This window comes from Vibrio sp. Of7-15, from assembly GCF_022347565.1.
Taxonomy (GTDB): domain Bacteria; phylum Pseudomonadota; class Gammaproteobacteria; order Enterobacterales; family Vibrionaceae; genus NORP241.
Genome location: NZ_JAKRGH010000002.1, coordinates 372462 through 395438, shown reverse-complemented (window position 1 = coordinate 395438; position 22977 = coordinate 372462). Strand labels below are relative to the sequence as shown.

Annotated in this window: 18 protein-coding genes; 9 read left to right on the top strand and 9 right to left on the bottom strand. The window is 43.0% G+C overall.

Features of this window, described 5'->3' with window-relative positions:
• Positions 1-17: 17 nt before the first annotated feature.
• A complete protein-coding gene (locus MHO82_RS04375) occupies positions 18-1961 on the top strand; it encodes an EAL domain-containing protein (protein ID WP_239182627.1) in 1944 nt (647 codons plus the stop codon).
• Positions 1962-1985: 24 nt separating this feature from the next.
• On the opposite strand, the gene MHO82_RS04370 is transcribed toward MHO82_RS04375, so the two are convergent.
• Positions 1986-3176 (bottom strand): methyltransferase, encoded by a 1191-nt coding sequence (locus MHO82_RS04370; protein WP_239182626.1) that lies wholly within the window; start codon positions 3174-3176, stop codon positions 1986-1988.
• A 62-nt stretch (positions 3177-3238) separates the two neighbouring features.
• Complete coding sequence (cysB, locus tag MHO82_RS04365; protein WP_239182625.1) at positions 3239-4213, bottom strand: HTH-type transcriptional regulator CysB; 975 nt, start codon at positions 4211-4213, stop codon at positions 3239-3241.
• Between the two features lie 397 nt (positions 4214-4610).
• Here cysB and MHO82_RS04360 point away from each other — a divergent pair, with 397 nt between their 5' ends.
• The gene (locus MHO82_RS04360) at positions 4611-5375 is read left to right on the top strand and encodes a DNA repair protein (protein WP_239182624.1); all 765 of its coding nucleotides are present in this window, start codon (positions 4611-4613) and stop codon (positions 5373-5375) included.
• A 77-nt stretch (positions 5376-5452) separates the two neighbouring features.
• The gene (gene miaE, locus MHO82_RS04355) at positions 5453-6232 is read left to right on the top strand and encodes a tRNA isopentenyl-2-thiomethyl-A-37 hydroxylase MiaE (protein WP_239182623.1); all 780 of its coding nucleotides are present in this window, start codon (positions 5453-5455) and stop codon (positions 6230-6232) included.
• Positions 6233-6319: 87 nt separating this feature from the next.
• Here miaE and topA read toward each other — a convergent pair whose 3' ends face one another.
• Positions 6320-8962, bottom strand: coding sequence for a type I DNA topoisomerase (topA, locus tag MHO82_RS04350; RefSeq protein WP_239182622.1), 2643 nt, complete (start codon positions 8960-8962; stop codon positions 6320-6322).
• Between the two features lie 436 nt (positions 8963-9398).
• Between topA and MHO82_RS04345 the strand changes: the two genes are divergently transcribed.
• Positions 9399-9644 (top strand): YciN family protein, encoded by a 246-nt coding sequence (locus tag MHO82_RS04345; RefSeq protein ID WP_239182621.1) that lies wholly within the window; start codon positions 9399-9401, stop codon positions 9642-9644.
• Positions 9645-9707: 63 nt separating this feature from the next.
• On the opposite strand, the gene sohB is transcribed toward MHO82_RS04345, so the two are convergent.
• Entirely contained in the window at positions 9708-10769 is a 1062-nt protein-coding gene (gene sohB / locus MHO82_RS04340) for a protease SohB (protein WP_239182701.1), read from the bottom strand.
• Positions 10770-10872: 103 nt separating this feature from the next.
• On the opposite strand from sohB, the gene MHO82_RS04335 reads away from it, so the two are divergent.
• A complete protein-coding gene (locus MHO82_RS04335) occupies positions 10873-11616 on the top strand; it encodes a YciK family oxidoreductase (protein WP_239182620.1) in 744 nt (247 codons plus the stop codon).
• A gap of 80 nt (positions 11617-11696) precedes the next feature.
• Here MHO82_RS04335 and rluB read toward each other — a convergent pair whose 3' ends face one another.
• The 5 genes from rluB to MHO82_RS04310 all read right to left on the bottom strand — a co-directional run bounded on the left by rluB (position 11697) and on the right by MHO82_RS04310 (position 18131).
• Positions 11697-12719 (bottom strand): 23S rRNA pseudouridine(2605) synthase RluB, encoded by a 1023-nt coding sequence (gene rluB, locus MHO82_RS04330; protein ID WP_239182619.1) that lies wholly within the window; start codon positions 12717-12719, stop codon positions 11697-11699.
• A gap of 170 nt (positions 12720-12889) precedes the next feature.
• Entirely contained in the window at positions 12890-13510 is a 621-nt protein-coding gene (locus MHO82_RS04325; protein WP_239182618.1) for an L-threonylcarbamoyladenylate synthase, read from the bottom strand.
• Entirely contained in the window at positions 13507-14391 is an 885-nt protein-coding gene (locus MHO82_RS04320; protein WP_239182617.1) for a PHP domain-containing protein, read from the bottom strand. Before MHO82_RS04320 ends, MHO82_RS04325 begins: the two co-directional genes overlap by 4 nt.
• A 169-nt stretch (positions 14392-14560) precedes the next feature.
• Positions 14561-15322: an alpha/beta hydrolase gene (locus MHO82_RS04315; protein ID WP_239182616.1), complete on the bottom strand. Its 762-nt coding sequence runs from the start codon at positions 15320-15322 to the stop codon at positions 14561-14563.
• 226 nt (positions 15323-15548) lie between these two features.
• Positions 15549-18131, bottom strand: coding sequence for a VCBS repeat-containing protein (locus MHO82_RS04310; RefSeq protein WP_239182615.1), 2583 nt, complete (start codon positions 18129-18131; stop codon positions 15549-15551).
• 626 nt (positions 18132-18757) lie between these two features.
• Here MHO82_RS04310 and MHO82_RS04305 point away from each other — a divergent pair.
• Genes MHO82_RS04305 through trpD form a run of 4 tightly spaced genes read left to right on the top strand, consistent with a single transcriptional unit; the run spans position 18758 to position 22977 of the window.
• The gene (locus MHO82_RS04305) at positions 18758-19771 is read left to right on the top strand and encodes a bifunctional 3-deoxy-7-phosphoheptulonate synthase/chorismate mutase (protein WP_239182614.1); all 1014 of its coding nucleotides are present in this window, start codon (positions 18758-18760) and stop codon (positions 19769-19771) included.
• Complete coding sequence (locus MHO82_RS04300) at positions 19768-21366, top strand: anthranilate synthase component 1 (protein WP_239182613.1); 1599 nt, start codon at positions 19768-19770, stop codon at positions 21364-21366. The genes MHO82_RS04305 and MHO82_RS04300 overlap by 4 nt, the downstream gene beginning before the upstream one ends.
• The gene (locus MHO82_RS04295) at positions 21366-21965 is read left to right on the top strand and encodes an aminodeoxychorismate/anthranilate synthase component II (protein ID WP_239182612.1); all 600 of its coding nucleotides are present in this window, start codon (positions 21366-21368) and stop codon (positions 21963-21965) included. Before MHO82_RS04300 ends, MHO82_RS04295 begins: the two co-directional genes overlap by 1 nt.
• A gap of 13 nt (positions 21966-21978) precedes the next feature.
• Positions 21979-22977 carry an anthranilate phosphoribosyltransferase gene (gene trpD / locus MHO82_RS04290; RefSeq protein ID WP_239182611.1) on the top strand — a complete coding sequence of 333 codons (999 nt, stop codon included), beginning with the start codon at positions 21979-21981 and terminating at the stop codon, positions 22975-22977.

The following is a 22977-nucleotide window of genomic DNA, read 5'->3' as shown; positions in this document are numbered from 1 at the left end:
GTTAGGTTAACAAGTTCATGTCTGTAAGTTGCTACGCTTCTCTAAACTCCTTATCGACTCCTATTTGGATCTTTGACCTTGATAACAAACGCATACACTGGGCCAACGAAAAATCCCTAAGTATATGGAACTCTCCATCATTAGATGAGCTTTTACAGCGTGACATGGGAAGTGACATGTCAGAAGCCGTTGCTGCCACCCTTGAGTCTTACCGTAAGCAATTTGAAAAACAGCAAGTAATAAAAACCTGGTGGTCACTTTCCCCTACGGATACCACCAAAACACTGCTTTGCCACTTTTCGGGCGTCACGTTAGATGATGGACGTTTAGCTATGTTGGTGGAAGTATTAGGTGATGAAAATACCTTGAAAGGAGATATTGCCCTTTCAAATAACTCTGGATTAGCTCTGCTATTCAATGCAACAGGAAAACTCACCAGCTCTAACCGTACTTTTGATAAACGCTTTGGTCGTACACTTACGTCTTTACAAACTTTCACGACTGACGCAGAAAAGGCAACCAACTGGCTAAACACCGTTCAGCGAGACAAAGCTTTTTTAGAAGAATGCTATTGCTGGACAGGCACACAATATTCGTGGTTTCAAGTACAAGGCGTATGGCTGGATAAGCGCCAACAGCTTTTGCTCACTCTAATAGATATTAATGAACAAAAACAACAAATTGCTGATGCAAAATATCAAGCCGAGCACGATAAGTTAACTGGATTACTAAACCGAGCTGGTTTAACCCAAACCATGTTAACACTGCAAAGCCAACATCAGCCCTTCTCACTTCTTTTTATTGATCTCGAAGGATTTAAACTCATCAACGACGGCTACGGCCATGACGTTGGTGATAAACTACTTAACCAAGTAGCCAAACGATTAAATCACAAGCTGTTTAATAAAGGTCACATTGCCCGTTTAGGCAGTGATGAATTTGTTGTTTTAATCAAAACAGAGCAATTTAAAAGCCCAGAAAGATTAGCTAAATTATTAATCCAAACTCTTAATCAGCCATTTAATCTACCAGACATCGACCCTCTTTCCATTGGGTGCAGTATTGGTTTAGCTCACTACCCTGCTGATGCTCCCGATATTGCAACGCTTCTTGCCCAAGCCGATATGGCCATGTACGAAGCAAAGCAAAGAGGCCGCAATCGCTGTCACCACTTCAGCCCCGCAATGGCTGCGGATCTGCAAAGAAAAATGCGATTGAGGCACAGGCTTTCATGCTCCATTGGCACAAAGCAACTCCAGCTCCACTTTCAGCCTATTTACGATATTAACTCAAGAGCGCTTAAAGGCTTTGAAGCCCTTATACGCTGGAATGACGAAGAGCTCGGCTTTGTTTCGCCGGGTGAGTTCATCCCATTAGCAGAAGAGACGGGGCAAATTGTACCTTTAGGGAGCTGGATATTACGCTCTGCTTGCCAACAATTGAACCACTGGCACAAGAAGCACAATACACGCCTTATGATGAGCGTTAATCTATCTCGGACTCAACTACAAGCAGGGTTAAGCTCTTACATTGCCGATCTAATGAATAAATACGATATTTTACCAGAGCAATTAGCGTTAGAGCTCACAGAGTCCGCCATGCTTAAAGATTTTAATGAAGCGAAACAATGCATAAACGAGTTAGCAGAATTAGGCTTAGAACTTTATTTAGATGACTTTGGCACCGGGTACTCTTCACTTTCGCAGCTCCAAGATTTACCTATTAGCACTGTTAAGCTCGATCAAAGCTTTGTACAACAGTTTGATAGCTCAGGAAAAGCCATTGTTGAAGCAACCCAAGCGATTTGTAAAAGTTTATCGCTAAAGCTCATTGCCGAAGGAGTCGAAACATCAGAGCAACTCGAGTACCTTCGTCAATGCAACTTTCACTATTGCCAAGGTTACTTTCTAGGCAGGCCCATGTCAGCGAAAAGCATTGATGAGCAACGCTTACTATGCTGATAACGTTGCCTTAACCAACCTCATTTATTTATTCGCTAACCGGGCTCTGAGTAAAATGTTTCGTGGAGTGTATTCACGTTCGCAAAAGTGATCCAGCTGGACCTCGTAGCCTTTTTCTTTCATAAATAAAGCGCGATCTAAGACTAACCAAAGCTCTAAAGGGCGTTTGAAGACTTGCTGTACCAAGTCCATTTTTTCAACTAACTCAAATCGCTGTTCACCACATTTCAACCAATATGAAAAATCAGTGTCATCAGGAAGTGTGATACCTTTTTTATTCGCCGCCCACAAACAAAATGCTGAAAACCCTTCAGAAAGCTGCGACTTTTTGATACTAGGAACGGGTAAATAGCATGAACTCTGATTGATTGCACGCTGCAACGAGTCAAAACCAAGGCGATAGGTCACTTCCTGAATACGATGCTGTACCGTTCTTTGCCCAGCCGTCACCGTTTCTTGTAAGGGCAACCGCAAATCTTGCTTATCTAAGCGCAGCAAAGAGGCTTTGGCTTCATATGACAACGGCTGATAATGTTCTGTTTGAATCAAGTGATAACAACACGGAGAAATACTTACGGCTTCAGATCTCACCTCTGCCACTTTTTTAAGTAATGTAACATGCAGATCACCACACGCATGTAGGGCCACCGCATGCTGCTTTTCTTGTATGTACTGCAAACTCGAAGAAGAAAAAGCATCAGCTTCAATAAAAGTCATATCCAGCGATTGTTCATTCGCAAACGCCTGACCATCCGTGCACAACTGTGCTTGTATCTCAAGACTAGTTACCGTTGAGGTTGGCCTAGAAGCCAATAAACGCCCTAAATACCCTTTTCCTGCACACCACTCTAGCCAATTTTCACTGCCCGACTGTTCCGCAGCCGCAGCAAACTCGTTAATTTGATGCCATTTTCGGCCAGGAACTCCAACATCTAACCCTCGCCTTACTTCCTTATTAGATGTGGGAAGATCAGGTAACTCACAAAGATCCCGTAACTGTTTCGCATAAGGGATCCACTGGCTAATCTCATTAGTCAGCTGATCAGGGTTATTTTTCAAATCAATAACGTGCTGTAACGTCTGGCTATCAAGCCACTCGCATAACTCAGGAAGTTGCTCACGCCACGGGAAATCAAGATAGTGATAAAGTGAATGTTGCCAAAAAACGCGAGATTCGAACAGGAGGGAATCTAAAGTAGAAAAACGACGGTGCATAGTAAGCCTCAAAGAATGAGTGTGTATTGTATGAGGCTTACTCAAAAAATCCAGTGTTGTGATTAACGAACTGGAAGCTCTATGTGTTTAAACATCTCTTCAATTTCTGCATTGTTTTTAAGTGCCACCGCTTGCTCAACCACAGGGCGTGTTAGATGTGGTGCAAAACGTTCCATAAAATCATACATATAAGTACGTAAAAAAGTGCCCTTTCTAAAACCGATGTTGGTTGTACTTGCCCCGAAAATATGGCTAGCATCAATGGCAATTAAGTCAGTGTCGGTTTCAGGATCAATCGCCATACTTGCAATCACACCCACTCCAACGCCTAAACGAACATACGTTTTAATAACATCCGCATCCGTTGCCGTAAACACAATCTTAGGGGTCAAGCCTGATTTATTAAATGCAGTATCCAGCTCAGAACGACCAGTAAAGCCAAACACATAAGTAACTAAAGAATACGCAGCAAGATCTTGAATAGTCACTGATGACTTTTGCGCCAGAGGGTGATCTTTTGTAACCACAATAGAGCGATTCCAGTGGTAACAAGGCAACATCACCGCATCTTGATACAAATGAAGCGCTTCCGTTGCAATAGCAAAATCAGCAGTCCCTTTCGCGACAGCATCCGACATCTGGCTTGGCGTACCTTGGTGCATGTGTAATGAAACTTTCGGGTAACGAGCAGTGAACCCTTTGATGACATCAGGCAGAGCATAACGAGCTTGAGTATGAGTGGTTGAAATATTAAGTGTCCCGACTTCTGGGTGAGTATGCTCACCAGCTACAGCCTTAATACCTTCAACACGGGAAAGAATGTCACGAGAAATACGAACGATGTCTTCGCCAGCACTAGTGACCTTGGTCAAATGTTTTCCACTTCGCTCGAAAATTTGCACACCGAGTTCATCTTCAAGTAAACGTACTTGCTTACTGATCCCAGGTTGAGACGTGTATAAGCTTTCTGCGGTAGAAGAAACATTTAAATTGTGGTTTACCACTTCAACAATATATTTGAGTTGTTGTAATTTCATCTCTATCGCCTCGTAATCCATTACTGCATACCAGCACTGTGCTGTATTCGATATAGTTATATCTCGAAATGGCTATTTTTCCTAGTAATTGTCTTGTTTTACGGTTAATAATGGCGCAAAACTCATGATAAATAATCATATTCTATCTTTTTAGTTTATTTTTAAGTCATTACTATAATAAAAGCTGGATTCGCCTTCACATAAAATGATCGCGGGTGCTTAGAAAATAATGAATAACTGCTAAAAAGATGACAAACTCACGTATACTAAATGGATGTGCTTATTTATCACAATAAGCATTATAAATTACAATAATGAAAACAAGGTGCTACCAGTGGTAATATGTATAGTGTATCCTAACTGTTTGCACCAATTGCATGGAATGTAGACTTTTCTTATGAATATTGCTTTGATTGTCGGGTTGTTCGCCCTTTTACTCGCTCTTATTATTGGCTATAACGTGATTATTCAATATCGTTCTCGTATTGAATCTGCAAAAAAACAAGAAGCAGCGAAGCATATTGCCGTAATCGAAACAACAGAAGAGTTAATGGGTAATGCGCACCACCTGCCTTACAGTAAAGAATTACTCGTTTGCTTAAACCAACGTGTACTCGATGCCCTACAAGCAATGTACGACATCGACCCAACGAACCGCACTCTTGCGCAGCGTATTGCGAACATGGAAGAGCAACTCCGTCAGCTAAAAGAAAATTACGCTGGTGGTGAAAGCACCAACTTGAAAGTACCAAGTAATGATAAACAAGCGATCATGATGTTAAAGCTGGTTAAACGCCTGCGCGACACATTACGCTCTGAGCATAAAAAAGGCCGAGTGAATACACAGGTTTTTGTGGCTGAAAATGCTCGCTTAGAATCCATTCAGGTTCGAATCAATATCGAAAACGTCGTAAAACGCGCTAACGATGCAATCACTCGTGGCCAAGTGGGTACCGCAAAACAGTTGTTGAAAAAAGGGATTGATGCTCTTTCAACCAAAAATGACGGTTACTCAAATAAAGCACGTGCTCGTCTTCAATCTATGCTTGATGAGATAGATAATAAGAAAAAACAACAACATGACGAAGAGCGTAAACAACATCAAGACAAACATAAAGATGATGACATTGATGTACTCTTCCAACCAAAGAAAAAATGGTAGAATATTACTTATCATCATTCCATTAAAGGTCGCGATTGCGGCCTTTTTTCTACACTCTATTTATTCGTACTAGGTTTATGAGAACAGATAACGACACAATCCACGCTCTACTTGAGCCAGTGAATGCATTCTTACAATGCGCAACCCCAGATGCTTGGATAGAAGAAGCCAAAAAACCTGAAAACCTCACAGCCCTTTTGGTTGATCACTGCAACTGTGAATTGAAAGCCAGTCAAACCGCGATGTGGCTAGTGCGAAAGTACGCGGTTGATAAAGAAAGTGGCGAAAAGATCTTATCTTGGGCTAAACCGTACGAAGACTTTGTGTATCGAAAGCAACGCGATATTGTATTTCCTGAAAAGAAACACATGCAGTCTAGCGAATTAACCTTAAAAGAAGGTTTTCCTTGTGGCCAAGATCTTATCGATAAAATGGTCCGATTAATCAAAGAAGAGTTCCATCACTTCGAACAAGTCCTAGAAATCATGGACAACCGTGATATTCCATACCAAAACCTCACAGCAGGCACCTATGCAAAAGGCTTAATGAAGCACGTAAGAACTTACGAGCCAGCAGCGCTTATCGATAAACTAATTATGGGAGCGTACATTGAAGCTCGCTCCTGTGAACGCTTTGCTAAATTAGCCCCTTTCTTAGACGAAGAGCTGCACAAATTCTATGTGTCACTGCTTCGTTCTGAAGCTCGCCACTACATGGATTATTTGCAGTTAGCAACCGACATTGCAGGTGAGGATATCTCGGAGCGAGTGCAGGAAATCGGACGTTATGAAGCAGAACTGATTCTACGTGAAGAAAAAGAATTTCGATTCCATAGCGGTATTCCTGCGGCCGCTTAGTTCTCTCATATTCACTATCTTTGCACTCATAGGTACGAAAAAGGGCAACCATTTCTGGTCGCCCTTTTATTTAATCAACAGAAACTGCTATTTTTCCGTTTTTTCAGCCTTTGGCTTTTTACGTTTGTCAGTCACTTCCCATTTACCGTCTACATACAGAGCTGTCCAGCCCGATGGTTTGCCATCGTTCTCAGTACGGACATAGTTCTCTTTTGATTTACGGCTAAAACGTACTACCGTTTTGCGACCATCCGGGTCTTCCGTTGGTGCGGTTGTCAGATACTTAAACTTATCTGAAATACGATCGGAGAATCGAACCAATTCTTCCACTAACGGTGCTCGTGTTTCACGAGATTTAGGGAAAGTACTCGCAGCCATAAATAGACCAGAAGCCCCATCACGCAACACGAAGTAAGCGTCTGAATTTTCACAAGGCAGCTCTGGCAAATGCACTGGATCTTCCTTCGGTGGCGCAACTTCACCATTCTTCAGAATCTTACGTGTGTTTTTGCAAGTCTCAGAGGTGCAATCCATGTACTTACCGAAACGGCCATTTTTTAGCACCATATCCGAGCCACACTTATCACACTCAACTACTGGACCGTCATACCCTTTCAACTGGAATTGACCATGCTCGACCACATAACCGTCACAATTTGGGTTGTTACCACACACATGTAACTTACGCTCCTGATCAATCAGGTAAGCGTCCATCGCGGTTTCACATTTTGGACAACGCTTTTTAGCTCGTAAAGCGGCAGTTTCAACGTCTTCTTCAAGTACATTGATAATACCTTCTTCGTCACCAAGATTGATGGTTGTTTTACAACGTTCTTTTGGCGGTAATGCGTAACCTGAACAACCAAGGAAAACACCTGTAGAAGCGGTACGAATTCCCATGTTACGTTCACACGTCGGACACTTAATATCAGTCTCGACGATGCTGTTTGGCAACATACCACCTTCAGATTCATCCAACTCAGCGGTTGCCAATTCACCAGTGAAATCTGTGAAGAATTTATCTAACACATCTTTCCAATTAGCGTCACCTTCGGCAATAAGATCGAGGTTTTCTTCCATGCGAGCCGTGAAGTCGTAGTCCATTAAATCAGCAAAACTCTGATCTAAGCGATCCGTTACGATCTCACCCATTTTTTCTGCATAGAAACGACGCTGCTCAACACGAACATAACCACGATCTTGGATCGTAGAGATAATAGAAGCATAAGTTGACGGGCGACCAATGCCTTTCTTCTCTAATTCTTTTACCAATGCAGCTTCTGTAAAGCGCGCTGGGGGCTTAGTGAAGTGTTGCTTAGGGTCTAGCTTCTCTAATGACAGTTTATCCCCCACTTGGATAGCAGGAAGGATTTGATCCTCATTTTTGCCAAGAGGACGCTGAACTTTGGTCCAACCATCAAAGCGTAAGATTCGGCCTTTTGCTTTTAAGGTAAATTCATCAGCTTTCACACTCACTGTTGTGGAGTCGTATTTTGCCGGCACCATTTGACATGCAACAAACTGGCTCCAGATCAAGTTGTATAACTTCTGGGCATCTGGTTCCATGCCTTTTAGATCTTCGGTTTGAACCGTTACATCCGATGGGCGAATGGCTTCATGCGCTTCTTGAGCATTGCCTTTACTGCCATATTTAATTGGCGCTGTAGGTAAATAGTTATCACCATATTCACTGCCAATAAAGCTACGAGCCGCATCAACCGCTTCGGCACTTAAATTCGTAGAGTCAGTACGCATATAAGTGATATAACCCGCTTCATACAAACGCTGAGCTAAGCCCATGGTGCGTTTTACGCCATACCCTAATCGAGTACTCGCCGCTTGCTGAAGTGTCGAGGTAATGTATGGGGCCGATGGTTTACTTTGGGTTGGGCGATCTTCACGCTTGCATACTTCGTATTCTGCTTTTTCTAAAATAGAAGTTGCGGCTTCCGTTTCAGCTTGGTTAAGCGGCTTAAATGCTTCACCATTTTTCTGAGCAACTTGTAGACGGAAGTTTTCTTTCGCATTAGTTAATGTGTCAGCGTGTACATCCCAAAACTCTTCAGGAATAAACGCATTAATTTGACGTTCACGTTCAACCAAAACTTTCACAGCAACCGATTGAACTCGGCCAGCCGACAACCCACGAGCAACCTTTTTCCACAATAATGGAGAAACCATAAAGCCAACAACACGGTCTAAGAAGCGTCGTGCCTGCTGCGCATTTACACCATCTAGGTTAAGCTCTCCTGGAGTTTCAAAGGCTTGCTGAATTGCATTTTTCGTAATTTCGTTAAATACAACACGCTTATAACGATCTTCATCACCACCAATAATTTCCCGCAGGTGCCATGCAATAGCTTCCCCTTCGCGGTCCAAATCGGTTGCGAGATAAACATAATCGGCATCTTCAGCTAGTTTTTGCAGCTCAGCGACAACTTTTTCTTTACCTGGCAGAATTTGATAGTTCGCATCCCAACTATTGTATGGATCCACACCCATTTTATTAATTAGAGATTTACGATCTTTTTCTTTTTTAATACGTGCTTTTTCTTCAGCACTCAGCCCTTTAGTTGATACTGCTGGTGCTTTTTTACCATTGCTGCTCGATCCAGTTGGTAAATCACGAACGTGACCTACACTCGATTTCACAACGAAGTCCTTGCCTAAGTATTTATTTATCGTTTTCGCTTTGGCAGGTGACTCCACAATAACTAGAGATTTACCCATAATGACTCGATTACGTCCTCGTGCTCGCAAAAATGCCAATTGATCTGTTGCTCGTAAAACTATTTGGCACGGCAACGTTTATTTACACTATTGAGCGACTCTTTCATAAGGTCAACCTGTTTTTACTAAAAAAGGGTTAATTGCTCGACTCTTCCTCAGTTGTTAAACAAGTGTTGCCTGTCAATCCCACTCAATGAATTAAATTGTACTTATTACGATAGCTTTCAAATAAGCCAACGCTATCAAAGGCGCTACCTTTATCACCTATCCCCTTCCTGTGACCATTTATTAACTGTTTTTTTTGTGATGAGTCACAGAATTTTTCATTCTTTGTACCACCGAACAACTCGCTGGTTACTATTTATCCACATCAAGTTTGTGCTTTTTATATGAGCTGTTTACACTAAGTACTTCGTTCATTTTGTCATGTAATCTTATGAGTCAGAAGCAACCTATTTCAGAAGTAGATCTACTACTAATTGCGAACCAATTAATCCAAGAACATGAAAACTACCTAGATGGTATGCGTGCCACTAGTGTAGAAGAAAAAGACGATGTGTTGGTATTTAAAGGAGAATATTTCTTAACGGACCAAGGTTTGCCTACAGAAAAAACCACCGCCGTTTTTAACATGTTCAAATACCTTGCTCACCATTTATCTAAAGAATTTACGGTGAAATAAACGCTTTTAGTTACCATAAAAAAACCCACGTCAGTACGTGGGTTTTTGTCTTTTCACTGTACTTTATACGATCGGGCGTTGTCCACGACTAATCCACTTTAACAGTACATTGTCGGCAGTTTCACCAGCAACACCGGCCAATTTTTCAGCTAGCTTTTTCTTTTGTACGTAACGAACTAACAGCACTTCACGATCTTTACATGCAGACGTTAGGTAATCATCACTGGTTGAGATCGTATCAATAAGCCCAAGTTTCAGAGCTTGCTTACCAAACCAATGTTCGCCAGTCGCCACTTTTTCCAACTCTAAATCAGGGCGGTATTCATGAATAAAGTCTTTAAATAACACGTGAGTTTCTTCTAGCTCTTCTTGGAATTTCTCGCGTGCTTTATCACTATTTTCACCGAACATAGTCAATGTTCGCTTATATTCACCAGCGGTTAACTGTTCAAACTCAATATCATGTTTTTTAAGTACTTTATTGAAGTTTGGTAACTGAGCAACAACACCAATTGAGCCAACAATAGCAAAAGGTGCAGCCAAAATAGAATCACCAATACATGCCATCATGTAACCACCACTTGCAGCCACTTTATCGACTGAAACGGTTAACTTAATGCCAGCATCTTTAAGGCGAGCAAGCTGAGATGAAGCAAGGCCATAGCCGTGGACCATGCCACCGCCACTTTCTAAACGAACCATAACTTCATCACCTTCAATAGCGATGGCTAAGATTGAGCTCACTTCCTCACGCAGGGAAGCCACTTCTTTAGCATCAATGCTGCCTTTGAAATCCAGCACAAATAAACGAGGTTCACGCTCAACTTTTAAGTCACCCGACTTAGCCGCTTTTTTCACTTCATTTTGACGTGCTTTTTCTTTTTCTTTTTCGTCTTTCTTTTCTGCTTTATGACGAGCTTTTAATAATGCATCATCATACAAATGAGTTTCTAACTGACTAACGGTGTCTTTATACTGCTCTGTAAGATCAGTAATTTCTAATTCACCTTTTGCAGCTCCATGCTTTCCATTTAACGCTTTTACTAAGACTAAAATACCCACAATGGCCACAACCACAGTAGCAACTTTGGCTAAAAAGAGACCGTAATCAAACAAAAATTCCAATGTCATATCCTCTATTTGACGAATTAGTGTATTGTACCTAACTTGTCACCTAAGGTGCTAATTCAATTAATATCAAACATAAAAATTGATAAGGAAATACAACGTGAACTATCAAGTCGCCCCTGACACACTTAAAGACAGAGTTATTCTAGTAACAGGTGCAGGAGATGGCATCGGAAGACAAGCGGCGATTAACTACGCAAAGCACGGCGCAACGGTTATTTTACTAGGGCGTACAGTGGCGAAATTAGAAGCTGTTTACGATGAAATTGAAGCTGCTGGCTACCCTCAACCTGCGATTATCCCGTTGGATCTGAAAGGGGCTACCAAGCAAAACTACATTGATATGGCGGAAACCATTGAAGGACAGTTTGGCAAACTCGATGGCTTACTGCATAACGCAGGTTTACTTGGCATGATCAGCCCATTCGATCAATTTGAAGAAGACATGTTTGATGAGATCATGCAAGTAAATGTAAAGGCACAATTTTTAATGACCCAAGCACTTTATTCTGTGCTGCAAAAGTCTGAAGATGGCCGTATTGTATTTACCACATCAACCGTCGGTCACCAAGGGCGCGCTTTCTGGGGCGCTTATGCCATTTCTAAGTTCGCTACTGAAGGTATGATGCAAGTATTAGCCGATGAGCTAAGTAACACCAACGTGAAGACAAATGCCATCAATCCAGGCGGCACACGCACTCGTATGCGAGCTCAAGCGTTCCCAGCGGAAGATGCAAATTTACTGAAAACTCCAGAAGATATTATGCCACTTTACGTTTACTTAATGGCTCCAGAAGGCATTGAGGTTAATGGGCAGTGCATTGACGCACAACCAAAGAAATAAAATAGCATCTTAAAGCAAAAAAGAGCGCTCATTAGGCGCTCTTTTCATTCAACTAGCTATCAAGGATACAAAAGCATCAATTAACGCTGACGACCTTTGTTCGCTTGTGGTTTTCTACCTTGTGGGCCTTTATTACCCGTAGCTTTTCCACCACTCTTCGTATTTTGGCGACGACTAGACGTTGGCTTTTTACCCGACTCTTCCTGACCCGCATTACGAGTGCTGCGGCGAGAACGGTTACCACGACCTTTATTTTCTTCACGACCTTCATGACGCTTAACAGCACGACGGATTTTTTGTGTACGTGATTTTTTAGCACGCTTTTTCGACTCACCATCCACCGCTAACATAGATTCTTTTTCTGGTGATAACTCAACAAGCTCACGAAGATAGTTTACTTCTTTTAGTTCAAGTTCCATCCACCCACCGCGAGGCAAAGCTTTTTCTAAGTAGATTTCACCATAGCGAACACGTTTCAGGCGGCTAACAGTAACACCTTGAGAATCCCATAAACGACGAACTTCACGGTTACGGCCTTCATTAATCACCACGTAGAACGTATGGTTCATGCCTTCACCACCAGCATAAACAACATCTTCAAAACGTGCCATGCCATCTTCTAGCTTCACACCTTTTACAAGGTTACGAACCATTTCTTCGTTTACGTCACCAAAAACACGCACCATATATTCACGTTGAACCATGCGGCTTGGGTGCATTAGTCGATTTGCTAACTCGCCATCTGTCGTAAACAGCAACAAACCACCAGTATTAGCATCCAATCGACCTACTGATACCCAGCGCGAGCCACGGATTTTAGGTAAACGGTCAAATACAGTACGACGCCCTTCAGGATCATGGCGAGTACAAAGTTCACCTTCAGGCTTGTTGTACGCTAAAACACGGCACACAACCTCTTCTGAAGTTTTGATAGAAACAGTATGACCATCAATACGTATAATTGCATTCAGGTCTTCAAGGCGATCACCTAACTTAGCAACCTGACCACCCACACTAACACGGCCACTTTGAATCATAGATTCGAGTTCACGACGAGAGCCGTGACCTGCTCGTGCTAATACCTTCTGTAACTTTTCGCTCATTTATTTACCTTTGTCGCCTTCACAGGCGTCGATTAATCTGCATAAAACCCAACGGTGCTGCATCTCGATATTTGTCCGAAATGTAAACACCGAGGCAGCCGAACATTATCGCAAATTACGATAGAAATTGGTAGTTAATGTTAAATAACGAATACAAGAACCTGATGGTTTTATTCAAAAGGTTCTGGGTCTCCAGCACCAACACGCGCTACCACCGCTTCACCTTCACTAAAATCAATCACTGTGGTTGGCTGCTCACCTAAGTAACCACCGTTTAAAATTAGGTCAACACTGTGCTCTAACTGATCACGGATTTGCTCAGGGTCGGATTCTGCTACGTCACTTTTTGGTAAGATCAACGTCGTCGACATGAGTGGTTCACCAAGCGCTTCTAACAGTTCAAGGGCAATTTTATTATCAGGCACTCGAATACCAATGGTTTTACGCTTTGGATTCATGAGTCGACGAGGCACTTCTTTTGTCCCTTTAAAAATAAAGGTATAAGCGCCTGGGGTATGATTTTTTAATAAACGGAACGCACTATTTTCAACACGAGCGTATAACGAAAGCTCTGACAAGTCGCGGCACAACAGTGTGAAGTTATGCTTTTCATCCAGTTTACGAATACGGCAAATTCGCTCAAGCGCTTGTTTATTCTCAAGCTGACAGCCTAATGCATAACCGGAATCCGTCGGATAAACCACAACGCCACCGTTACGAATAATAGCTACGGACTGGCTAATTAAACGAGCTTGAGGGTTTTCAGGGTGTATATAGAAAAATTGACTCATTCGTCCTCCTTCGACGATAAGTTGGTTTCAACCACCTCTTTGGGTTCTGGTAATTCCCAATGTTGCCAAACGGCATCAACACCTGCGGGTAACCATAAGTTACGCCCAAGCTCTAACCAAGGAGAGGGGTAATGAAAATCTGAGCCCTGTGAGGCTAATAGTTTGTATTGTATTGCATAATCTGCCAATTGGCGCCTTTCTTGAGGTGCTTGTTGAGGCTGGGCCACTTCCATCGCATCCCCTTTGGCTTCAACAAACGCGGCCAATAAACGTTTTATCCACTTTGCCGTTAACTTATAGCGGCCAGGGTGAGCCAAAACGGCTTGACCGCCCGCTTGATGAATCACCTCTACCGCTTCTGCCATAGAACACCACTCAGGCGGTACGTACCCCGTATTATTACGAGTCAAAAACTTCTTAAACACGGCCTGCATGTTTTTTACATGGCCTTGATCGACTAACCATTTTGCAAAATGAGCTCGGGTTAGCGTTGCATCACCGGCAATTTCTTTTGCACCCGCTAAGGCACCCGGGTAATTGGCTTTTTCTAAGCGCTCAGCAATTTTTTCTGCACGAACCTGTCTTCTGACTGCCTGTTGCTCAATCAGTTCTAATAATGCTGGGTGCTCAGGATCAACATTCAAACCAACAATATGAATGTCCATATTGCTCCATAATGTTGAGATTTCAATACCATCAATAAGATGGACTGGAGCATCTAACTCGGCAATGGCTTCTCTGGCCAAGGATAAACCTGCGACCGTATCATGATCCGTAATAGCCAATACATCAATGTTAAATTCCACAGCACGCTCTATCAGCTGCAATGGTGAAAAACGGCCATCTGACGCGGTAGTATGGCTGTGCAGATCAATTCTCATAATTTTTAAACTTCAATAAAACAAGATCAGATACTTAAAGATTACTATAAGCATGAAAGGACGAAGTAAAACTTCTTATCTCGTCCCATCATAGCAATCTCACGCACAACTTACTAAACCTTAATGTCACGAGATTATCCCTACTTTTATTGAGTAAATGGCCGAGATATTAAGATTCATTAAGCGCTTGCTTCAGCTCTGAAATATATTGTGGGGAATTTGTAATGGTGTTGTGCTCTGCTTTTGCAATCACACTGGTTTTCATGAGCTGCTTTGAAAACTGCTCGATTAGATTATTCGTTCTATCATGAGAAACCACTTTGTCTGTTTCAGCGATAAAAATATACGTTTTAGCGGTGATATTTTTTACACGCGACAAAGACAAGAATTTATCTTTAATTAAGTATGACACAGGGAACATCCAGTAACGCTCTTTGGCCACATTTTCGACACTGTCAAACGGTGTGATCAAAACCAACTTTTCAATCTCCCTTTGTGCAGCCACATACGTTGCCACACCCGAGCCTAAACTTCGTCCAATTAAAGAAACCGTTGTATGATTTCCTTTTACTTTATCAAATACGTAAAGCGCATCTTGATATAACCCTTGCTCAGTAGGTTCTCCCGTGCTGTTGCCATAACCACGGTAAGGGATCAAATATACCGTGTAATCTGATAACTCTTCCTCAAAAAAGGTAATATTATTGGCAATATTTTCTGAGTTTCCTCCGTAATAAATCAGCGCTTTAGGCTGACCTTCATTCACAACCCACCCTTGTAATGTTTCACTGTCCACTTCAACACTCATTTCCATGGCTTCTGGCTTACCTTCCACAGGAGCAGGCAAATACAGCAAGTCTCGCTGCATCGTATACAATGCCAAACACGATCCAAGATACGTGAGTACCACAACCACTAATAAACCTTTCATCAAATCAACTCCCTTTTCTCAATATTCTTGCCACATAGCATAGCGCCTTAATTGCATATCGTTAACAGGCCGCTCTAAAATCTACCAAAGCTTTTTAGCTCCGGAATTATCTTTTTTCTTTGGCTGCGGTTTGACTCTTGCGGGAAGTACTCAATGAAGTTTCAGGTGATAATTCGACCAAAAAAACGCCCGCGACTTTGCGGGCGTTTATATACATTCCTATTTGTTATTCAGAGGCGTTCATCAGTACTTTTGATCTACGATAGTTCCAGCCCATTTCAAGAAGGTCCAGCTTACCATCGTTGTTCAAGTCAACCACTCGAACACCTTTTGAGAGGGTATGGCTAATCAGCTCTTGGAATACGGTAAAATCTCCACTCCCGTTGTTGTAATGAATGGTATTGTCATTCTTGAGTGGAAACCCGCGAGTGTCGTATTCTGTGTGCACACTAACAATTAAGTCTAGGTAGCCATCTCGGTTCATATCGGCAACAGAAACACCAGTAGATTTACCAATCCCTAGTGAATAACCCGACGCATAAAATACCCCAGACTTATCGTTCAGCCAGATCTCTCCTCCAGTACGCGTTCTGTAGAACAGATCGGTATAGCCATCGTTGTTAAAGTCTTCAGCGATCACATCACTACTGTAACTGTTTCCAATCGCTTGTTGAGACATAGTGAAATCGCCACTGCCAGTACCAAACCACACCGTACTAGCATGAGCACTGTCTGCCTCATTGCCAAACGCATCACCACATGCTACTGCAAGGTCTAGATGACCGTCTTTGTTGAAATCGGCGTAAGTAATATCTCGTGCGGATGCGGCAGCCCTACCGCTTTTATTCAGCGAAGGGCAAATTCTCTTGTCACCATCGCCGTTCCAATGCCTATCCGGTGAGCGCTCAAATTGATTGCTGCCGTCATTTACAAACAGATATGTATTGTAATCACCATGCAACAATACATCCAGATGCCCATTCCCAGAAAAATCAGCAACGACAATGTCTTTCGCAGAAACATCATAGAGGTCGACGCCAAACCACCCCATCCGCTCGAATTCTCCATTACCCAAATTTTTACGTAGCTCAGTACCACCTTTGTTCTCTGGTTCTGCGCGCGACGTAGAGACCACAAGATCAATCAGCCCATCACCAGTAAAGTCCCCAACGGCAGACGTATAGGAACACTTGAAGTTAGGCCCAATAACGTTGTTCTTAGGAGTGAATTTTCCGGTTCCGTCATTACTCCACAACGTGTTAGTGCTATTACACTTTCCATCGAAGAAATCGACAAAACCATCATTATTGAAATCCCCAGCGGTAAATGAAGACCAAGCCTGCGTAGCCAACTCTTGTGCAGAGTCTTCAAATGTGGCAGCAGAAACGGGGGTCTGCTCCAAATTCACGGGCTTGTTCACAACAGTAAGAGGAGCAATTGTCATGCTTGACTGATAATTTTGTAGGTTATGGATCACCTTAAGATCATGCTCTCCTGCGATAATATACGTTTTAAGCGAGCCTTCTTGGTACTGATCACCAGTCAATCCAATCAGGTTGTTGTTCAGGTAAACCTCAGCCCCCTTCGCTGGCACACCATTTGGCTCTCGAACATTTAACATAAGCGTACTGAGTAACCTTCCGCTAACCACACTGCTTCGTTTCAATTCAACTTTACAACCAAGTACCTGTCGCGTTTCCACATTCACTGTCGTCGAACAGCTGGTAAATGGCGCTTCTTCGAAACCTTGACCCATTTGGCTACTAGGATAAAACGCCAAGTAAACCGATACTTTCTCTTCTCCGTAGGTATTAAACGTATCAGAAGCAAAGAATGCTCCATCTAGCTCTTCAACATTAAGGATCTTTTCCTGAACCTGGTGAGAACCGATGTTAAATCTTGCCAACACCGAAAGCTGGTTCATCCCGCCCACTTCATCAACGATCACTTTCGGAATATTGAAGGTAAACACACCACTGTCATTGAGCCTATCGAGCTGAAATTTCACGTCAGCCTGAAGAGGTACTATGTCAACTTTTACATTTTCCCCTTCACTCAAGTTAATAGTGGTCTGATCCTTATTTTGCCCCACCATCAAATTGCCTTCATAAAAATTAAGCGACAGCTGGTGCGTCCCTTCTTCTACATTTAATACTACTTCGGCAGTGCCCAGTTCTTTGTTGATGTCGAAGATCAACTCATCAGATTTGTTGATGGAAATACCGAACTTAGGTTCCTGAAAATTCATCAAGTCTGAAGATGGATAATTAAGCTGAACTTTTGAAATGTACTCAACTTGGTCGATATCGCTGATACTCTCGCCCAAATTAGGTAACAGCGTCAGATCAATTGTCGAGTTGTTATCAGCTTTCACTTCCTGAGCCAATGACTGTGCTACGTATTGTCGACCAGATCGTTCAAGCAACATGACAAAATCGTAGGTTCCTGGAGGCAAAGCAAGAGCACCGTGGGATTCAACATCACCATTAGCTCTTAGCGTGACTGTCCAATCAAGGTTCTCCACTTTTCCACCTTGTAGATGAGTCACCTTCAAGGTTCCAGTAAACCTCTGATCTTGTTGATATGTCTTAGCCTCACCAGACAAAGACTGATTTGCAACCATCACTTGAACTTCTGACTTTTTCTCAAGTGCATGTACTTCTTGCGTAAACACAGAAGCAAAAGAAGGAGCTACAGAGGTATTATATTGAGATGACGACGTAGTCGGACTTGAAGAATCACTCCCCCCACCACAAGCAGCTAAAGCGACAGTTAAGCCAACTGTTGAAAATAATTTTACGTTACACATTTTCCACTCATTCCATATATTTATAAAACGCGAGGAAATTACAATACTCACCCAATAGGCACAATGTTTAATATAAAATATAAAGATACTAATCACATATATATCAATTGCTTATACTAAACAATCAATTTAGAGTTTATACTCAAATAAGATCAGCATAGAAAGTACGAGATTAAGCAATCTGCCCCTACATTTTTCCCAAATACCCACTTAACTCCTATTTTTCACCCAGTTTTCTTTGGAAGTAAAAGGCCACATTTAACTATTCAGCTCCTCCTCCATCCCCAAAACCCACACTAGACAAGTAACCCAGTACAAAAATTCACATAAAATCAATGAACGAGTGAAATCGCACTTAATAAGAAAAATGCATTTTTTACTTGACTCGATACCACCAAACTAGTTTACTAGTACACAAGTTCACACAAACAAGGCATAGGTTGCTTTATGTTATTGCAAACAAAACTCCAGCAAACATCAATGATGATCACTTCTATTCAAACTAGCGAGAAGCGTTGGTGGCGAGGTTTGTTTGGGTAGTGTTTTTGCAACAACGCAATCATGCACAAGCCCACGACCTGAATGTGGGCTTTTTTATATCTAAAATAAATTTAAAGGAATAACACATGATCATCGTATTAAAGCCATCAGCAACAGAACAACAAGCACAAGAAATTTTAAAACAAATTGAAAACGCCGGGTTAAAACCCCTCTTCATGCCTGGCATTGAACGTACTGTACTCGGTGCACTGGGTGACGAACGCGTTCTACAAAAACTCAATTTTGATGCTTACCCCTGCGTCGAAGAGATCAAACCGATCTTGTCAAAATACAAGCTTGTTAGCCGAGAAGTCCAAGCTCACGACAGCGTAGTACGAATCGGAAACACTTCTGTAGGCGGCAGTAATTTTGCGGTTATCGCAGGCCCATGTGCAGTAGAAAATGAACAACAACTTCTTTCCGTGGCTGAAATGGTGCAAAAATGCGGTGCTGTTGCTTTACGAGGCGGAGCATTTAAACCACGCACTAGCCCGTATGATTTTCAAGGCTTAGGCGTTGAAGGCCTCAAACTGCTGCAAAAAGCCAATCAACTGCTTAATATTCCAACAGTTTCAGAGGTGATGGAAGTAGGCCAAGTGGATGTAATGTGCGACTATGTGGACTGCTTACAAATTGGTGCGCGTAACATGCAAAACTACGCTCTTCTCAAAGCCGTTGGTGAAACAAACAAACCCGTTGTGTTAAAACGCGGATTATCTGCCACCATTGAAGAGTTTTTGTTAGCAGCAGAATACATTTACGACTCTGGCAACCCAAACATCATATTGTGTGAACGAGGCATTCGTACTTATGAAACGGCCACTCGCAACACATTAGACTTAAATGCCGTTGCGTTACTAAAACAGCGAACTCATTTACCTGTTTTAGTTGACCCAAGCCACGGAACCGGAGTTCGTGAGTTAGTCATTCCACTCTCACGAGCCGCTGCTGCTGTAGGTGCTGATGGCATTATTGTCGAATCACACTTAAACCCATGTGAAGCCTTATCGGATGGTCATCAGGCATTAACCGCACCAATGTTTGAGCAACTTATGCAGGAATTAAAACCATTTGTTGAAGCGGCAGGGAGGTCTTTGTGAAAACCGTAGCTTTAGAAATTGGCCAGTTAGATGTACTGAGCCTAGATGTCCCTTATGTCGCTGACCCGACAGAGTTATACCACTCTGTCTGTGGTGAGCGACCATACAGTTTATTATTGGAATCAGCAGAGATCGATTCCAAACAAGATTTACAAAGTTTGATGCTGGTGGATGCAGCGGTACGCATTGTTTGTTTTGGTAGCACAGTGACCTTTGAAGCACTCAGTGATAACGGCGCAAATGTACTTCAAACTTTGGTACAAAAGATTCCACACACTATTCAGGTAACGCAGCAAGAAAGCACATTAAGCCTAACGTTCCCAGACATTAACCAAGACTTGGATGAAGACAGCCGCCTTCGCCAACCTTCTTCGTTCGATGCTCTGCGTTTTGTCCAACATGCATTTGACTTAGCGGGCCTACCTAAAAATGCACTGTTCATTGGTGGCTTATTTGCCTACGACTTAGTCGCGAACTTCGAAAATTTAGGTGATGCTGATGCCATAAATAAATGTCCGGATTACCTGTTTTATATCGCAGAAACTTTGCTGGTTATCGATCATCAGAAGAAAAAGGGCAAACTGCAAGCCAGCCTCTTTGGTGGTGACAAATACCAAGAAAGTTACTTTGAATTAAGCCGACGTCTGCAAAGCATTAAAGAGTCGTGCTTATCTCCAAATGCAATTCCGAGTGTCACCCCACTCGATAACTGTGAAGTAATACCAAGTATCAGCGATGAAGACTTCTGCCAAACCGTTGTCGATCTTAAAAAATATGTCGTCAGTGGCGATGTATTCCAAGTGGTGCCATCGCGCCGTTTTACGCTGCCCTGCCCTGCACCACTGGCCGCTTACCGACAATTAAAAATCAGCAACCCAAGTCCGTACATGTTCTTCCTAAAAGACGCGGACTTCACGGTATTTGGCGCTTCCCCTGAAAGTGCCCTGAAGTACTGCAGCGACTCAAATCAAATTGAGATTTACCCAATCGCAGGTACTCGTCATCGTGGTAAAAATGCCGATGGTTCCATTAACCGTGATTTGGATAGCCGCATTGAACTAGAACTGCGTTGCGATACCAAAGAGCAAGCTGAGCACATGATGTTAGTGGATCTGGCGCGTAACGATGTCGCTCGTATTAGTGAACCAGGCACTCGTCATGTGGCTGACTTACTCAAAGTCGATCGTTACAGCCATGTAATGCATTTAGTCTCTCGTGTTGTTGGCCAGCTTCGTAACGATCTCGATGCGCTGCATGCTTACCAAGCTTGTATGAATATGGGCACGCTAACTGGCGCACCAAAGATTCGTGCCATGCAGCTGATCCGTGATGTCGAAAAAACACGACGTGGCAGCTACGGTGGCGCGGTAGGTTACCTGACGGGTGAAGGGGATATGGATACCTGTATCGTGATCCGATCTGCTTATGTCGAAAATGGCATTGCCCAAGTACAAGCTGGAGCCGGTGTTGTGTACGACTCTGTCCCTCAAGCGGAAGCCGATGAAACCCGTGGTAAGGCCCAAGCGGTAATAAGTGCGATTCAGCATGCCCACCAGCAACCAATTCAGCAACCTGCGAATAAGGAGTTAAAATAATGGCTCATATTGTTCTATTAGATAATTTTGACTCCTTTACCTACAACTTAGTGGATCAATTTCGCTCGCTTGGCTACCCAGTAACCATTTACCGTAATAGCCTCACAGCCGAAGCCATTGAGCAAGCCGTTGACAAGCTCACTAACCCTGTTGTCGTGCTGTCACCAGGCCCAGGAGCCCCAGCTGACGCGGGCTGTATGCCTGAAGTGATTCAACGTTTAAAAGGCAAAACCCCAATGATTGGTATTTGTCTTGGCCACCAGGCGATTGTTGAAGCGTATGGCGGCAAAGTAGAAGGCGCGGGTGATATTGTTCACGGTAAAGCTTCCATGATGAACCATAACGATCACGCTATTTACAAACAGCTGCCTAATCCGGTATCAATAGCTCGTTACCACTCGTTAGTGGCGACTCAGATTCCAACTACATTAGAAACCACTGCCGATGTTGATGGACTGGTCATGGCAGTCATGAATGAACAAGATAAAGTCTGCGGTTTTCAATTTCACCCAGAATCTATCTTAACGACCCAAGGTGCTCAGCTACTTACCAACACCTTGAACTGGGCTATCAATATCACTCACGATGACGAACAGTAAAGGACTTTTCAACATGGATATGATTTTTAAAAAGCTGTATGAGCAACAATCGCTAACAAAAGCAGAAAGTCACCAACTGTTCGACACCATAATTAAAGGTGAGCTTGATCCAATTCTTTTAGCATCCGGATTAACAGCACTAAAGCTAAAAGGCGAAACACCTGAAGAAATTGCCGGTGCCGCCACGGCACTTCGTGAAAATGCGAGCCCATTTCCAAGCCCAGACTACGATTTTGCCGACATCGTAGGTACAGGTGGCGATGGCGCAAACACAATCAATATTTCAACCACAGCCGCTTTTGTTGCAGCAGCCTGTGGCGTGAAAGTGGCTAAACACGGTAACCGTGGTGTATCAAGCAAATCAGGCTCTTCCGATCTGTTATCTGCTTTTGGCATCAACCTAGCGATGACACCAGAATGCGCTCGCGGTGCTTTGGATGATTTAGGCGTTTGTTTCCTATTTGCTCCGGAATACCACAGCGGTTTCCGTCATGCAGGGCCTGTACGCCAAACCATGAAAACACGCACCATCTTCAACTTACTTGGCCCACTCATTAACCCAGCTAAGCCAAACATTGAATTAATGGGTGTGTATGACAAATCGCTGGTTCGCCCTATCGCCGAAGCAATGGCCAGCATGGGAATGAAACGCGCCGCTGTTGTTCATGGCTCAGGCCTTGATGAAGTCGCGATTCACGGTGAAACGTACGTAGCAGAAATCATTAACGGCGAAATCACCGAATACACGCTAACGCCTGCGGACTTTGGCCTTGAGACTCACCCGCTGGAAGCAATTAAAGGTGGTGAGCCAGAGGAAAACCGAACAATTATTACCAACATTCTGACTGGCAAAGGCACTGACGCTCAACAAGGAGCGGTCGCCGTCAATGTTGCCCTATTGCTTCGTCTGTTCGGCCAAGAAGATCTTAAAGTAAACACGCAAAAAGCGCTTGAAATCATGCAATCAGGTAAAGCGTTTGAGTTAGTCGAACAACTGGCAACACGAGGATAA

Bases quoted from the DNA above. Each gene is read 5' to 3' on its own strand.
- MHO82_RS04375 (WP_239182627.1), top strand. From the start codon at position 18: ATGTCTGTAAGTTGCTACGCTTCTCTAAACTCCTTATCGACTCCTATT.
- MHO82_RS04370 (WP_239182626.1), bottom strand. From the start codon at position 3,176: ATGCACCGTCGTTTTTCTACTTTAGATTCCCTCCTGTTCGAATCTCGC.
- cysB (WP_239182625.1), bottom strand. From the start codon at position 4,213: ATGAAATTACAACAACTCAAATATATTGTTGAAGTGGTAAACCACAAT.
- MHO82_RS04360 (WP_239182624.1), top strand. From the start codon at position 4,611: ATGAATATTGCTTTGATTGTCGGGTTGTTCGCCCTTTTACTCGCTCTT.
- miaE (WP_239182623.1), top strand. From the start codon at position 5,453: ATGAGAACAGATAACGACACAATCCACGCTCTACTTGAGCCAGTGAAT.
- topA (WP_239182622.1), bottom strand. From the start codon at position 8,962: ATGGGTAAATCTCTAGTTATTGTGGAGTCACCTGCCAAAGCGAAAACG.
- MHO82_RS04345 (WP_239182621.1), top strand. From the start codon at position 9,399: ATGAGTCAGAAGCAACCTATTTCAGAAGTAGATCTACTACTAATTGCG.
- rluB (WP_239182619.1), bottom strand. From the start codon at position 12,719: ATGAGCGAAAAGTTACAGAAGGTATTAGCACGAGCAGGTCACGGCTCT.
- MHO82_RS04325 (WP_239182618.1), bottom strand. From the start codon at position 13,510: ATGAGTCAATTTTTCTATATACACCCTGAAAACCCTCAAGCTCGTTTA.
- MHO82_RS04320 (WP_239182617.1), bottom strand. From the start codon at position 14,391: ATGAGAATTGATCTGCACAGCCATACTACCGCGTCAGATGGCCGTTTT.
- MHO82_RS04315 (WP_239182616.1), bottom strand. From the start codon at position 15,322: ATGAAAGGTTTATTAGTGGTTGTGGTACTCACGTATCTTGGATCGTGT.
- MHO82_RS04310 (WP_239182615.1), bottom strand. From the start codon at position 18,131: ATGTGTAACGTAAAATTATTTTCAACAGTTGGCTTAACTGTCGCTTTA.
- MHO82_RS04305 (WP_239182614.1), top strand. From the start codon at position 18,758: ATGATCATCGTATTAAAGCCATCAGCAACAGAACAACAAGCACAAGAA.
- MHO82_RS04295 (WP_239182612.1), top strand. From the start codon at position 21,366: ATGGCTCATATTGTTCTATTAGATAATTTTGACTCCTTTACCTACAAC.
- trpD (WP_239182611.1), top strand. From the start codon at position 21,979: ATGGATATGATTTTTAAAAAGCTGTATGAGCAACAATCGCTAACAAAA.